Here is a 12,998-nt window from a genome sequence, read left to right as displayed (position 1 = left end):
CCTGCACCTGCCGTGCGTCCCGGTGATCGGCCGCCCACGGAGCAGGACGCCCGCGCCGGCATCCCCGCCGGCGAAGCAGCACCGGCCGCTTCCGCGGCCACCCCAACGAAAGCAAGAGATTATGGCCACTGGCATCGTGAAATGGTTCAACGGCGAAAAGGGCTACGGCTTCATCGCTCCCGACGACGGCTCGGACGACCTGTTCGCCCACTACTCCGCCATCGAGGGCAACGGCTTCCGCAACCTCGAGGAGGGTCAGGCCGTGGAGTTCACTCCCGAGCGCGGCCCCAAGGGTATGCAGGCCAGCTCGATCCGCGCGATCTGATCCTCGCACCCGATGCGACGGGGGCGGCCCCGGGACTCACCAGTCCCGGGGCCGCCCCTTTTTCCGTGCGCACCGAACCGTCAACGGCGTGGCTTCCGGACCCCGGATAGCCCACGTGAGTGACGGCTCGGCGCACGTGACGGCGTCGAACCGTCACTCGCGTGCCTTCTGAGCCCCGGATGCGCCACGCCAGTGACGGTTCGGCGTGAGGGGAGGGAGGGGAGGGCGGCTACACCAGGTCGCGCAGGGCCCGGACCGCCACGGACAGGGTGGACAGGCGCGGGGCATCCGGGGAGTGCTCCAGCTGCGCGCGCACCTCCTCCATCAGCCGCTCGACCCGCGCGGTGTGCACCGGGTGGCGCTCCTCCCAGGCGGCCACGGCGCGCTCGGCCTCCTCAGGCCCGGACACCTCGTCGGCACCGGACGACGCCGCGCCGTCCTCAGCCGGCCCGCCGTCGCCACCAGCACTGCCCGCCGCGTCACCGTCACCGGCCGCAGCGCCGCCGATCTCCTCGGTCACCGCCAGGGTCAGGTCCGCGAGGGTCTCGTACAGGTCCGAGCGCAGGGAGGAGCGGGCGAGGGTCTCCCAGCGGTCCCCTCGCGGCAGATGCGTGATCGCCTCGAGCAGGAGCTCGGCGTCGAACCGGTCCGCGACCGCGTAGCGCACCAGGGCGCAGGAGCGCAGACCGACCGGGGCCTGCTCGGCCAGCCGGGCCACATCCAGCAGCGGGTAGGCCTCCAGCAGGCCGGCCCAGTCCCGGGCCAGATCCTCCGGGACCCCCCAGGAGCGGGCGTCCTCGAAGCGCTCGGTCCAGCGCCGGGCGGCCTCGGGCCCCAGCAGCTCCGGGACGTCCCCGGCCAGCTCCAGGGCCGGGCGGTACCGCCGGATCACCGCGGCGATCCGCTGGGATTCCGCCACGGACTGCGCGACCTCCCCGGCGGCCAGGGTGCCCTCGTCGATGAACCAGCGGGTGCCGCGGTCCACGAGCCGCTGGATCTCCCGGCCCACGGCCCGCCAGGCCTCCGGGGCGACGTCGGCCGGCAGGGCGCGGAAGCGCTCCATGAGCCCGCGGATCCCGAACAGCTCGCGCACCACCAGGAAGGCCGCGGCCACGCTGGCCGCGGAGGCCCCGGTCTCCTCCAGCACCCGGTAGGCGAAGGTGATGCCGGCGGTGTTGACCATCTCGTTGGCCACCCGGGTGCAGATGATCTCCCGGCGCAGCGGGTGCTCGTCCAGCTCACCGCCGAAGCGGCGGATCACCTCCTCCGGGAAGTACTCCTCGAGGATGCGCGCCAGCCACGGGTCCTCGCCGAAGCCGGCGTCGAGCAGGGCCGCGGTCACGTCGATCTTCGCGTACGCGGCGAGCACGGACAGCTCCGGCCCGGTCAGCCCCCAGCCGTCCTCGAAGCGCGCGGTCAGCTCGGCGTCGGAGGGCAGGTCCTCGATGCCCCGGTCCAGCCCGGCGTGCTCCTCGAGGTGGTGCATCAGCCGCACGGCCGAGGAGCGGGTGGGCATGGTGCCCAGGCGCTCGGCCTGCAGGAGCACGTTCTGCTCCCGGTTGGTCTCCAGCACGGCGCGGGCGACGGCGTCGGTCTGCTCCTCGATGAACCCCGCCCGCTCCTCGGCCTCCAGCAGCCCGCGGGCCACCAGCCGGTCCACGAGGATCTTCAGGTTCACCTCCCGGTCCGAGGTCTCCACCCCGGCGGAGTTGTCGATCGCGTCCGTGTTGAGGATGACCCCGGCGCGGGCGGCCTCGATGCGCCCGCGCTGGGTGAAGCCCAGGTTCCCGCCCTCCCCGACGATGCGGCAGCGCAGGTCAGCACCATCCACGCGCAGGGCGTCGTTGGCCTTGTCCCCCACCTCGGCGTGGGTCTCGCCGGAGGCCTTCACGTAGGTGCCGATGCCGCCGTTGTACAGCAGGTCCACGGGCGCCTTCAGGATCGCGGAGACCAGCTCCGGCGGGGACAGCCGCGCCACCTCCTCCTCGATGCCCAGGGCCTCCCGGATCTGCGGGGTCAGCTCGATGGACTTCTCCCGGCGGGAGAACACCCCGCCGCCGGCGGAGATCAGGGAGCGGTCGTAGTCCTGCCAGCTGGAGCGCGGGGTGGTGAACAGCCGCTGCCGCTCGGCGTAGGAGGAGGCGGGGTCCGGGTCCGGGTCGATGAAGATGTCCCGGTGGTCGAAGGCCGCCACCAGCCGGGTGTGCTCCGAGCGCAGCATCCCGTTGCCGAACACGTCCCCGGACATGTCCCCGATGCCCACGGCCGTGAACTCCTCGGCCTGGCAGTCGATGCCCAGCTCCGCGAAGTGGCGCTTGACCGACTCCCACGCGCCGCGGGCGGTGATGCCCATGGCCTTGTGGTCGTAGCCCACGGATCCGCCGGAGGCGAAGGCATCGCCCAGCCAGAACCCGTACTCCGCGGAGATGGAGTTGGCCAGGTCCGAGAAGGTCGCGGTGCCCTTGTCCGCGGCGACCACCAGGTACGTGTCTTCCGCGTCCAGGGCGATGACGCCCTCCGGGCGCCGCACGCTCTGGTGCCCGGCGTCGTCGGTGACGAGGTTGTCCGTGACGTCCAGCAGGGAGCGGATGAACAGGGAGTAGGCGGCCCGCCCCTCCGCCATCCAGGCTTCGCGGTCCGCGGCCGGGTCCGGCAGCTGCTTGGCGTAGAATCCGCCCTTGGCGCCGGTCGGGATGATGACGGCGTTCTTGACCATCTGCGCCTTGACCAGCCCGAGCACCTCGGTGCGGAAGTCCTCGCGCCGGTCGGACCAGCGCAGCCCGCCGCGGGCGATCTCCCCGAAGCGCAGGTGCACGCCCTCCACGCGCGGGGAGTGCACCCAGATCTCGAAGGCCGGGCGCGGCAGCGGCGCGAAGGAGATCTCCCGGGGCCGCACCTTCAAGGCGATGCTCGCCCGGTCCTGGTACGCGTTGGTGCGCACCGTGGCCGCGACGACCTCCGCGAGCGCGCGCAGCATCCGGTCCGCGTCCAGGGTGGGCACCTCGTCCAGAGCCCGCCCGATGCGCTCCCGGATCTCCTCCCGGGCGGCGCGCCGGGCCGCGACGTCGTCCGCCTGCGTCGGCGCGGCGTCGGGGTCGACGTCGGCCGGGGAGGAAGCCGCGGGGGCGAAGCCGGCCTCGAACAGCTCCACCAGCAGCCGGGTCACCCGCGGGTGGGCCAGCAGGGTGTCGGCCATGAACGCCGGGGTGAACCCGGTGCCCAGCTGCACCAGGTAGCGGGTGTAGGCGCGCAGGATCGCGACGGTGCGCCACGGCAGGGCCTCGGCCAGCACCAGCCGGTCCAGGGAGTCGGATTCGGCCCGCCCGGACAGCACCGCGCACAGGGCGTCCTCGTACAGCTCGAGCACGGCCTCCGGATCCACCCCGTCGGGGAAGATCACCCCGAAGTCGTAGAGCAGCACGTCCTGCCCGCCGGGGGCCCGCAGGTCGTAGGGGCGCTGATCCACGACGGTCAGGCCCAGGTGCTGCATGAGCGGCAGCAGGGCGGTGAGGGTGCGGGGTTCGCGCAGGTAGGTCTTCAGGCGCAGCTCCCGGGTCTGGTCCGGGTGGTGCTGCCCGTGCCCGTCGGGCCGGTGCAGGCGCACCGCGGCCGGGCGGTCCGCTCCGGCGGCCAGCAGCCGGGTGAACACGGCGACGTCGGCCACCGCGTCCTCGATCTCGTAGTCCGCGCGGTAGGTGGCCGGGGCGGCGTCGGCCCAGGAGGCGGCGTCGGCGGTGCCCTGCGCATGCAGCGCGGTCTCCAGGGCCTCGGGCCAGGAGCGGGTCGCGGCCTGCAGCTTCCGCTCGATCGCGGCGACGTCCAGGTCCGGGACCTGATCCGGGTCCGCCAGGCGCAGCCGGAAGAAGATCCGGGCCAGGGCGGAGACGGACAGGTGCACCTCGAAGTCGCTGGAGGCCAGGTCGATCTCCCGGTGCAGCACGGCCTCGATGCGCTGGCGCACCCCGGTGTTGTACCGGTCCCGCGGCAGGAACACGACGGCGGAGACGAACCGCCCGAACTCGTCCGGGCGCAGGAACAGCCGGGTGCGCCGCCGCTCCTCCAGGCCCATGATACCCGCGAAGGTGTCCGTGAGGGTGTCCTGGTCCGCCTGCAGCAGCTCCAGGCGCGGGTACTCCTCGATCATGCCGGTGAGGGTCTTGTCCGAGTGGGAGCCGGGCTGGAATCCCAGCCGGTTGCGCACCACCCGCACCCGCTCGCGCATCAGCGGCGTCTCGGTGGCGGGCAGGGAGTAGGCCCGCAGGGAGAACAGTCCCAGGATCACGTACTCCCCGATCACCCGCCCGGAGGCGTCGAGGTCCCGCAGCCCGATGTAGTCCAGGAACTCGTGCCGGTGGATCGTGGAGCGGGAGTTGGCCTTGGTGATGTAGACGATCTTCCGGTCGGCGGCGTTGTCCCGGGAGCGTCCGGTGAGCAGGCGCGGCTCAGGGTCGACGTCGTGCCCGTCCTCCTCGGCGAGGATGCCCAGGCCGGTGCCGGGCCGGTCGGAGATGCTCAGCCCGTCGGGGCCCTCGCGCAGGTCCCGCTCCTTGTACCCGAAGAACAGGAAGTTCTCCCGGGCCAGCCACGCCAGGAACTCCCGCACCACCTGCGGATGCTCGGCGGCGTCCGGGGCGGCGTCCTGGACCCGCAGGGGCCCGGTGCCCTGCTCCGGGTCGGCGAGGGTCCCGACCCGCTCGGAGAGGTCCAGGACCTTCTCCCGCACGGCCTCGGCGTCGCGGTGGGCCCGGCGCACATCGGCCAGGACCCGGTGGATCGCCGCGGTGAGGTGCTGGGCGGAGCGCTCGTCGTCGACGTCGGACAGGTCCATGCTGATCCAGGACTCGATCGCGGAGGCCTTGCCGACGGCCGGCCCCAGGGACGGGATCGCGGCGGTGTCCCCGCTGGCCACCGGCTGCTTGGTCTCCAGTCCGCGCAGGGATTCCAGGGCGCCGGTGTCCGGGTCCCGGTGCACGAGGAAGACGGGGTGGAACAGGGCGTCGGAGCCGCCGTGGTTCCCGGCGACCTCCGCGGTCACGGAGGAGACGAGGAAGGGCATGTCGTCGGTGACGATCATCAAGGTCCAGCCGCGCCCGGTGCGCACCACCTGCACGGAGGCCTCCTGCGGCCGGCGATGCTCGGCGAGGTCCCGGTGCAGGCGGGCCCGCTCCAGCAGCTCCTCCCGGGTGCTCTCGGCCAGGTCCTCGGCGGTGGAGTGCTGGTAGTACCGCCGGATCCAGGGGTCGATCCGGGGATCGGCGAGGGGGTCGGTGGACTCGGTGCTCGGGTTCAGAGGCACGGTGGCGGATACCTTCCTGGAAGACTGGACACGTCGTTGTGGTCGTCTCGGCCTCGTCCCAGGATAGCCTCCGCCGGGTGACGGTCCGAGCGCGAGCTCCTAGACTCGGCCCATGACACCCGCAGCCCTCGGCCTCGTCCTGACGGCCGCCGTGTTCCACGCGATCTGGAACCTCGCGGCGAAGGCGAAGACGGGGGACTCCTTCGTGTTCGTGTGGTGGTACGTGCTGGGCCGGACCCTCCGGGAGAACGTGTGGCCGATCCTGGCGATCGCGGCGTTCTCCCCCGCCGCGTACGTGCTGGTGCTGATCGCGATGCAGACCCAGCCGGTGTCCCTGGTGGCCCCGCTGCGGGAGACGAGCATCGTCATCGGCTCGCTGCTGGGGTGGCTGATCTTCAAGGAGGCGAACCCGGGCCGGCGTCTGCTGGGGGCCGCGGTGGTGCTCGGCGGGGTCGCCCTGATCTCCGGATGATCCGGCTGTCCCCGTAGAGTGGGCGGCGGACGGCAGCCGAGAGATGAGGAGCACACCGTGGCATCGGACGTGAGCGAGAAGATCGACGGCTTCTACCGGGAGGTGCTGCGGCGCAATCCGGGCGAACCGGAGTTCCACCAGGCGGTGGGCGAGGTCTTCGGCAGCCTGGGCCTGCTCCTGGAGCAGGACCCGGCCTACGGGGAGCACGGGCTGATCGAGCGGCTCGTGGAGCCGGAGCGGCAGCTGATCTTCCGGGTGCCGTGGGTGGATGACCACGGGCGCGTGCAGGTCAACCGGGGCTTCCGAGTGCAGTTCAACTCCGCCCTGGGACCGTACAAGGGCGGTCTGCGCTTCCACCCGTCGGTCAACCTGGGGGTCGTGAAGTTCCTGGGCTTCGAGCAGATCTTCAAGAACTCCCTGACGGGCCTGCCGATCGGCGGCGGGAAGGGCGGCTCGGACTTCGACCCCAAGGGCCGCTCCGACGCGGAGATCATGCGCTTCTGCCAGTCGTTCATGACCGAGCTGCACCGGCACCTCGGGGAGTACACGGATGTCCCCGCGGGGGACATCGGCGTCGGCTCCCGGGAGATCGGGTACCTGTTCGGGCAGTACCGGCGCCTGGCCAACCGGCACGAGTCCGGGGTGCTCACCGGCAAGGGCCTGGCCTGGGGCGGGTCCCTGGTGCGCACCGAGGCCACCGGGTACGGGCTGGTCTACTTCACCGCGGAGATGCTGCGCGCGCACGACGCCTCCTTCGACGGCGCGCGGGTCGTGGTCTCCGGCTCCGGGAACGTGGCGATCTACGCGATCGAGAAGGCCCAGCAGCTGGGTGCCACCGTCGTCGGCTTCTCGGATTCCTCCGGGTGCGTGCACACCCCGGACGGGGTGGACGTGGATCTGCTGCGCCGGGTCAAGGAGCAGCGCCGCGAGCGCGTGTCCGCCTACGCCGAGGAGGTCTCGGGCGCCCGATTCTCCGAGGGCGGGAACGTGTGGGAGCTGGAGTGCGACATCGCCCTGCCGTGCGCCACCCAGAACGAGCTCGACGGCGAGGCGGCGCGTCTGCTGGCCTCGCACGGGTGCCGCTTCGTCGCGGAGGGCGCGAACATGCCCTCCACGCAGGAGGCGATCGAGGTGTACCGGGAGGAGGGGATCGCCTACGCCCCGGGGAAGGCCTCGAATGCGGGCGGGGTGGCGACGTCGGCCCTGGAGATGCAGCAGAACGCGACCCGGGATACGTGGGATTTCGAGTACACGGATCAGCGGCTGCGTCAGATCATGACCAACATCTTCACGGCCTGCGAGCAGACCGCGGAGGAGTACGGGCGGACCGGGGACTACGTGACGGGGGCGAACATCGCCGGCTTCCGGAAGGTCGCGGACGCGATGCTGGCGCAGGGCGTGATCTGACCGGACGCCGGGCGCGGTGGGCGATGCGCCGTCCCCCCAGGTGCGACGGCTGCCGAGGGCCGTACCGCCGGGAGGGCGGCGCATCGCCGGGGAGTCAGCAGGTCTTGGTGGCTCCGCCCTTCGCGTGGGTTCCGACGTAGCCGCAGGTGTCCAGGACCTTGCCGCGGCCGTCGCGCAGGGTGGCGCGATCATGGTCGTTGTTCCAGACGAAGCTCGTGGTGTTCCAGTACTGGATGGACCCGGTGGCGCGGCCCTTCCCGCTGTGCACCTCCACGGTCTTCCCCGCGCCGAGGACGAAGTTCCGGGGGAAGGCGAAGGTGTGCTTGGCGCCGTCGTCCTGGACGCGGTAGCCGGTCAGGTTGACGGGTCTGCCGCTGACGTTGCGCAGCTGGATGAACTCCTGGACGTACTGGCGGTTGCCGCTCCCGTCATTTCCCGGCAGGTCGTAGCGGATCTTGACGATGTCCACGGGCTTGCCGACGGCGGCGTCGGCCGGGGCCATCGTCGCGGCGGGGATCAGGACGGCGAGCGCGGCGGCAGCGGCGGCCGTGCGCAGGGAGCGGGAGTAGAGGAAAGGCATCGGTTCCATCCGTCGTGTGGGGGCTTACTGGGCGGAGACCTCCCATCGGAATCTCTGGGAGGTGTAAGCATCCGTGTAGGTCAGGACCCCGGCGTCGCCTGGAAGATCGAGCATCATGTCGCCGGAGGCCTTCTCGCCGGACTGCATCATGTCCGGCAGCGATTCACCCGGACCGAGACAATTGTACGTGATGGGTGTCATGATCTCATTGACCCTGGTGTCCTTGTCGGTGGTGTAGGTCCACGACGCCTGGCTGACACCCAGAAGACCGTCGCCATCGAAGGAACGGATCGTGGGGTTGTCCGACCCCGCGACGTCTCCGATCTCCTCGTCGATCGACAGCTTCATCAGACGACCATTCTCCACCAGGTCTCCCATGCTTCCACCGCCATTGGGGCACTGTTCCACTGTCATGGTCTCCATGGAGTTCACGCGGAAGCGATAGAGCATCTCGCCGTCCTGCTCCACCGCCACCTCGTCACCGAGCTTCTGCATGGACGTCCCCCGCTTCTGCGCCTCTTCGGAATCGGCGGACGCCGGCGCGTCCACCGCCAAGAGTGACCGGGTCTCTTCCACATCGTCTGACCCCTGGCCGCAACCAGCCAGCAGAAGCGGGGAAAGGACAGCGAAGGACAATGCGAGTGATCTTCTGCTCACAGTTCAGGATCGTACCTGAGACCAGGACTGCCCCCGTCCACGGGCACCCCTCCGGGGAGTCGGAGGAACCCACCGAGACCTCACTCGCCGGTCAGCCCATCGACAGCCTCCCTCAGCAGATCGGCGTGTCCATTGTGGCGCGCATATTCCTCGATCATGTGGAGCAGGATCCAGCGCAGGGAGCGGGGAGAGCTGTCCCCCGGGCGCCGATACGCCGTCTCGAGGTGGGAACCACCAGCGATGAGGCCATCGAGGACATCGCGGCTCCTATCGCAGGCTTCCCCCCACCGCCGTCGCAGCCCAATCCCGGTCAGCTTATGCGCTTGATGAAATTCCGCATCCGGATCCCGCCCCCAGGGCATCGACACCCATGGCTCCCGCAGTGGGGCCGATGCGACCACATGTGAGAACCAGTAGTCCTCCACGAAGGCCAGGTGGTTCAGCAGACCCGCAAGACTCAGCTCCGAGGGCGGCAGCTTCTGCCGCAGCCGCTGATCATCCACGTCGCTGCACTTCCAAGCCACCGTGGCCCGGTGGAATTCCAGGAACTGCATGAGCAGGCTCAGTTCGTCGCCGATGCCTGAGGGCTCCGCCCTGCCCTGTCCGTCGATCGCGCGCCCGCTCACGACCGGGCCGCCAGCTGACCGCCAGGAACTGCCGTCTGTGAAGACTCCTGAATTCGGTACCGCCGCGCGGCGCGCACCATGCCGACCAGGTGCACCGCGACGCCGCAGGCCGGGGCGAGGTACAGCGCGATCATGGCCCGCGGGATCAGCCCCAGGGGCAGGAGCAGCAGCCCGACGGCGACGACCGCGGCCACCGCCCAGCCGAGCACGTAGGTCCGGTGGGCGTCCAAGGCCAGCACCGCGGTCCCGGTCAGCACCAGCAGCGCCATGATCGCGGAGGCGAAGGTCAGCGGGCCCAGCAGCCAACCGTGCACGACGTCGTCGTAGACCCGGACCTGCTCCGGCTGGGGGCGGTAGATCAGGCGGAACAGAACGGGCCCGATCACCCAGGCCAGCCCGCCGCCGAGGAGCCCGATGCCCAGCAGCGCCGCCGCGGGGCGGAGCATCGCGGCCAGGGGCCGGTGCCGCTGCCTGAGGAACGCGCTGATCGCCACCCCCTGGAAGGCCTGCAGCGGGATCATGATGGGCGAGCGGGTGATGGAGATCCCGAGGATCAGCACCCCGAGGACCATCGAGCGGTACTGATCCGGGTGCTCCCCCTCGGTGGCCTTCAGCACCACGGGGAACCCGACCATGAGCACCGCGGAGGCCGCGGAGGAGCCCATCGCCAGGAAGGTGTTGCGCGTCAGACGCCCGGGTGGGACGTCGGCGCGGGCGGCGAAGGTGCGCCGTCCCTCCCGACTGAGGAGCACCAGGACCGCCCACAGCAGCACCGGGGAGACCACCGCGGCCTCCAGCCCTCCCAGGGTGCCGGCCGCGGCGCCGACGCCGAGCATCGCCAGCAGCCGCCACGCGGCCTCCCCGCCGCCGAGCCCGGCGAACTGGTACCAGCGCTGGCGCCCGGCGGCCGCCCCGCTCATCGCGGCGTGGACCGCGTACAGGCACACCCCCAGGCACACCAGGAGCACCGCCCGGGTGCTGCCGGAGGGCACCTGGTCATCCGCCCAGGCCGGGGAGCTCAGCGCAACGAGGACCGCGAGGAGAGCGCCGATGCCCACCGCGACCGGCACCACCCGCGCCCCGGGGCGAGCCCCGTCGGCCCCCTCACCGCCCCGGTGCATCGGCTCGCCTCCAGGAGCGCAGGACAGCCGCGCGGCGCCGACCGCGCGGGTGGCCTCCTGCTGGATGCCCGCGATGACCCCGTAGAGGCCGAAGAGCAGGGACCAGAAGACCAGGAACTCGGAGACCTGCCCGGCCGGCAGCGCGTACTGCGCGATCACGGTCGCCCCCAGCGCGGAGACGGCGGTGACCGCGGAAGCCACGAGGATGGCCCCGGATTCCCGGGCGGTGATGCCCCGGCCCGTCCCGGGGCGCTCGGCGGCCAGCTCCCGCTGCCCGATCAGCACCGGTTCCTCGGATCCCGCTGACACCGCGGTGGCTCCGCTATCTCACCAGGTGCGCGGCGAGGTTTCGCACACCGTTCCACTTCCGGGCCAGTGCGGCGCGCGGCAGCAGCGTCGCGGCGTGCAGGCGCGAGGACAGGTGCAGCTTCGCCACTCCGGCGGCCTTGGTCCAGCCCAGGGCCCCCATCTCATCGGCCATGGTCTGGAAGAACCGTCGCTCCTCGTCGAAGCGGGTGCCCTCCAGGGCGCGCCAGGAGGAGTCGGAGGCCTGGTGGCGGCGGTACATGAACGCGACGGTCTCGTCGTAGTACAGCGCCCCGCCGCTCATCGCCACGTCCATGACCAGCGCCATGTCCTGCACGACGTCCAGGCCCTCGCGGAAGCCGAGCTCGGTGATGGTCTCGGCCCGCCACCCCAGGGACGGGAAGTACAGCCAGTCCCCGCGCAGGATGGACACGGCCAGGTCCTCGCCCTTCAGGAGGGTGGTGCGCTTGGGCCGGTACACGGCCTTGGTCTTCTCCACGAGCGTGTTGGAAGGGGCGTTGTGCTCGTCGATCACGAACACCCCGGGCTGGAAGATCTGCGCCTCGGGCTGGGCCTGGGCGGCCGCCACCAGCCATTCGATGTAGTTGGGCAGCATGACGTCGTCGGCGCCCATGACGACGACGAGCTCGTTCTCCACGAAGGTCAGGGCCTTGCGGTAGTTGCCGTTGGCACCGAGGTTCTGCTCGTTGCGCAGGTAGGTGACGCGCTCATCCCCGAGGGAGTCGAACCAGCCGGGGATCGAGTCATCCGGGTAGCCGTCGTCGATGACGACCATGCGCCAGTCGCGTTCGGTCTGGCCGAGCACGGACTTCACGGCCTGCTTCATCAGGGCGACGTCGCCGTAGTAGGGGAAGAGGATGTCGACGGTCATGGCTTCTCCGGGGTGTCGGTGTCAGGGGTCTCGGTCGGCCCGGCCCCGGTGCGACCCGGTCGGCCGGAGGCGCCGCCGCGGGCGGCACCCGCCTCAGCGATGTCCGGGCGGGGGACGTCATCGGGGTGGATGATGGGCAGGGAGGCGGTGGGGTTGCGTCGCTGCCCGGTGCGCTCCAGCTCCCGGATCAGCAGCGAGCGCTGGATCGCGCACTCCTCGGCGAGCACCCGCGTCTCATCCTCCAGCCGGGAGATCTCCAGGGACAGGTGCAGGCAGATGCCCAGCAGCAGCAGGATCGCGATGAGGAACAGCAGGTTCACGGGCGTGGCCACCCCCACCCAGGAGGCGAGCCGGTCCAGCAGCCGGGGGAAGAGCATGAGGACCACGGTGATCAGACCGAGGAACAGCCACAGGGCGGCGTACTTCTCGCGCAGCTTGAGGTTCCGCACGAGCCTGACCACGGCGACGAGGACGATCAGGCCGAGGATGAGGAAGAAGACGGTGGAGATGCTCACGCCTGCCCTCCTTCGGTTGCGTGGGGGGTGATGCGGCGCCGGGTCATGGACAGCAGGAAGGAGAACAGCGAGCGGACCAGGTACACCGCGGACTTCCAGGGGTTGTTCGACGGGGTGCCGGCCTGCCGTTCGCGCATCTCCACGGGCACCTGGGTCACGTTGAGTCCGGCGCGCAGGGCCATGGCCAGGGAGTCGATGGTGTCGCCGAGGTACTCGGCGGGGAAGTAGCGGCAGTATTGGGCGATGGCCCGGCGGTTGCCGGCCCGGAAGCCGCTGGTGACGTCGGTCAGCCGGGTCCCGGCCACGCGGGAGAACATCCGGGCGAGCAGGCTCATGGCCCACCGCCGGGGCCCGGAGGCCTTGTAGGTGCCGCGTTCGGCGAAGCGCGCCCCGATGGAGATGTCGGCGTGCTCCAGCCCGGCCAGGACGCGCTCGATATCGCGGGGGTCGTGCTGGCCGTCGGCGTCGACCTGGATCGCGCGGTCGTAGTCCAGGCGCTGGGCGTATTTGTACCCGGCGCGCATGGCCCCGCCGACCCCCATGTTGTAGGGCAGCTGGAGCACGTTGGCGCCGGCGGCGCGGGCCACGCGGGCGGTGGCGTCGGTGGATCCGTCGTCGACGACGAGGAGGTCATGGCCGGGCATGGTGTCCTGCAGCTCGCGCAGGGTCGAGTCGATGACCTCTTCCTCATTCCACGCGGGCATGATGATGAGGCAGCTCGGCTGCTGCGGGGCCTCGGGAGTCTGTGCCATAGTGCCTCCAGTCTACCGGGCCGAACCCGATGGCACCGGCGCCTGCGCA

General features: G+C 71.1%; 11 protein-coding genes. 3 read left to right on the top strand and 8 right to left on the bottom strand.

All coding sequences use genetic code 11. From position 1 onward, the window contains the following. The first annotated feature begins 121 nt into the window (after nucleotides 1-121). Nucleotides 122-325 carry a cold-shock protein gene (locus AC0VXQ_RS00635; protein WP_058730262.1) on the top strand — a complete coding sequence of 68 codons (204 nt, stop codon included), beginning with the start codon at nucleotides 122-124 and terminating at the stop codon, nucleotides 323-325. Between the two features lie 229 nt (nucleotides 326-554). Here AC0VXQ_RS00635 and AC0VXQ_RS00630 read toward each other — a convergent pair whose 3' ends face one another. After that, nucleotides 555-5,621 (bottom strand): NAD-glutamate dehydrogenase, encoded by a 5,067-nt coding sequence (locus AC0VXQ_RS00630; protein WP_475528739.1) that lies wholly within the window; start codon nucleotides 5,619-5,621, stop codon nucleotides 555-557. A gap of 112 nt (nucleotides 5,622-5,733) precedes the next feature. Here AC0VXQ_RS00630 and AC0VXQ_RS00625 point away from each other — a divergent pair, with 112 nt between their 5' ends. Continuing rightward, a complete protein-coding gene (locus tag AC0VXQ_RS00625) occupies nucleotides 5,734-6,093 on the top strand; it encodes an EamA family transporter (protein WP_081275584.1) in 360 nt (119 codons plus the stop codon). Nucleotides 6,094-6,150: 57 nt separating this feature from the next. Beyond that, nucleotides 6,151-7,500: an NADP-specific glutamate dehydrogenase gene (gene gdhA, locus AC0VXQ_RS00620; protein WP_279752169.1), complete on the top strand. Its 1,350-nt coding sequence runs from the start codon at nucleotides 6,151-6,153 to the stop codon at nucleotides 7,498-7,500. Between the two features lie 94 nt (nucleotides 7,501-7,594). On the opposite strand, the gene AC0VXQ_RS00615 is transcribed toward gdhA, so the two are convergent. The 7 genes from AC0VXQ_RS00615 to AC0VXQ_RS00585 form a co-directional block, all read right to left on the bottom strand. Continuing rightward, the gene (locus tag AC0VXQ_RS00615; protein WP_129358106.1) at nucleotides 7,595-8,080 is read right to left on the bottom strand and encodes a lamin tail domain-containing protein; all 486 of its coding nucleotides are present in this window, start codon (nucleotides 8,078-8,080) and stop codon (nucleotides 7,595-7,597) included. Between the two features lie 24 nt (nucleotides 8,081-8,104). Next, complete coding sequence (locus tag AC0VXQ_RS00610) at nucleotides 8,105-8,656, bottom strand: hypothetical protein (protein ID WP_131800610.1); 552 nt, start codon at nucleotides 8,654-8,656, stop codon at nucleotides 8,105-8,107. Nucleotides 8,657-8,817: 161 nt separating this feature from the next. After that, nucleotides 8,818-9,291, bottom strand: coding sequence for a DinB family protein (locus AC0VXQ_RS00605; RefSeq protein WP_081101694.1), 474 nt, complete (start codon nucleotides 9,289-9,291; stop codon nucleotides 8,818-8,820). Nucleotides 9,292-9,359: 68 nt separating this feature from the next. Then, nucleotides 9,360-10,793 (bottom strand): hypothetical protein, encoded by a 1,434-nt coding sequence (locus AC0VXQ_RS00600; RefSeq protein ID WP_174520384.1) that lies wholly within the window; start codon nucleotides 10,791-10,793, stop codon nucleotides 9,360-9,362. 13 nt (nucleotides 10,794-10,806) lie between these two features. Beyond that, nucleotides 10,807-11,682, bottom strand: coding sequence for a glycosyltransferase family 2 protein (locus AC0VXQ_RS00595; protein ID WP_061225876.1), 876 nt, complete (start codon nucleotides 11,680-11,682; stop codon nucleotides 10,807-10,809). Then, nucleotides 11,679-12,197: a DUF2304 domain-containing protein gene (locus tag AC0VXQ_RS00590; RefSeq protein WP_244884138.1), complete on the bottom strand. Its 519-nt coding sequence runs from the start codon at nucleotides 12,195-12,197 to the stop codon at nucleotides 11,679-11,681. The genes AC0VXQ_RS00595 and AC0VXQ_RS00590 overlap by 4 nt, the downstream gene beginning before the upstream one ends. Then, nucleotides 12,194-12,949: a glycosyltransferase family 2 protein gene (locus tag AC0VXQ_RS00585; RefSeq protein ID WP_058730269.1), complete on the bottom strand. Its 756-nt coding sequence runs from the start codon at nucleotides 12,947-12,949 to the stop codon at nucleotides 12,194-12,196. The genes AC0VXQ_RS00590 and AC0VXQ_RS00585 overlap by 4 nt, the downstream gene beginning before the upstream one ends. Nucleotides 12,950-12,998: the final 49 nt, after the last annotated feature.

Source organism: Rothia sp. QJM3NY_36, from assembly GCF_056173115.1.
The sequence above is the reverse complement of the archived record's forward strand: the minus strand, read 5'-3'. Positions and strand labels throughout refer to the sequence as shown.

Excerpts from the sequence above, each read along its gene's own strand:
- AC0VXQ_RS00595 (WP_061225876.1), bottom strand. The coding sequence starts at position 11,682 with ATGACCGTCGACATCCTCTTCCCCTACTACGGCGACGTCGCCCTGATG.
- AC0VXQ_RS00605 (WP_081101694.1), bottom strand. The coding sequence starts at position 9,291 with ATGCAGTTCCTGGAATTCCACCGGGCCACGGTGGCTTGGAAGTGCAGC.
- AC0VXQ_RS00585 (WP_058730269.1), bottom strand. The coding sequence starts at position 12,949 with ATGGCACAGACTCCCGAGGCCCCGCAGCAGCCGAGCTGCCTCATCATC.
- AC0VXQ_RS00635 (WP_058730262.1), top strand. The coding sequence starts at position 122 with ATGGCCACTGGCATCGTGAAATGGTTCAACGGCGAAAAGGGCTACGGC.
- AC0VXQ_RS00615 (WP_129358106.1), bottom strand. The coding sequence starts at position 8,080 with ATGCCTTTCCTCTACTCCCGCTCCCTGCGCACGGCCGCCGCTGCCGCC.
- AC0VXQ_RS00625 (WP_081275584.1), top strand. The coding sequence starts at position 5,734 with ATGACACCCGCAGCCCTCGGCCTCGTCCTGACGGCCGCCGTGTTCCAC.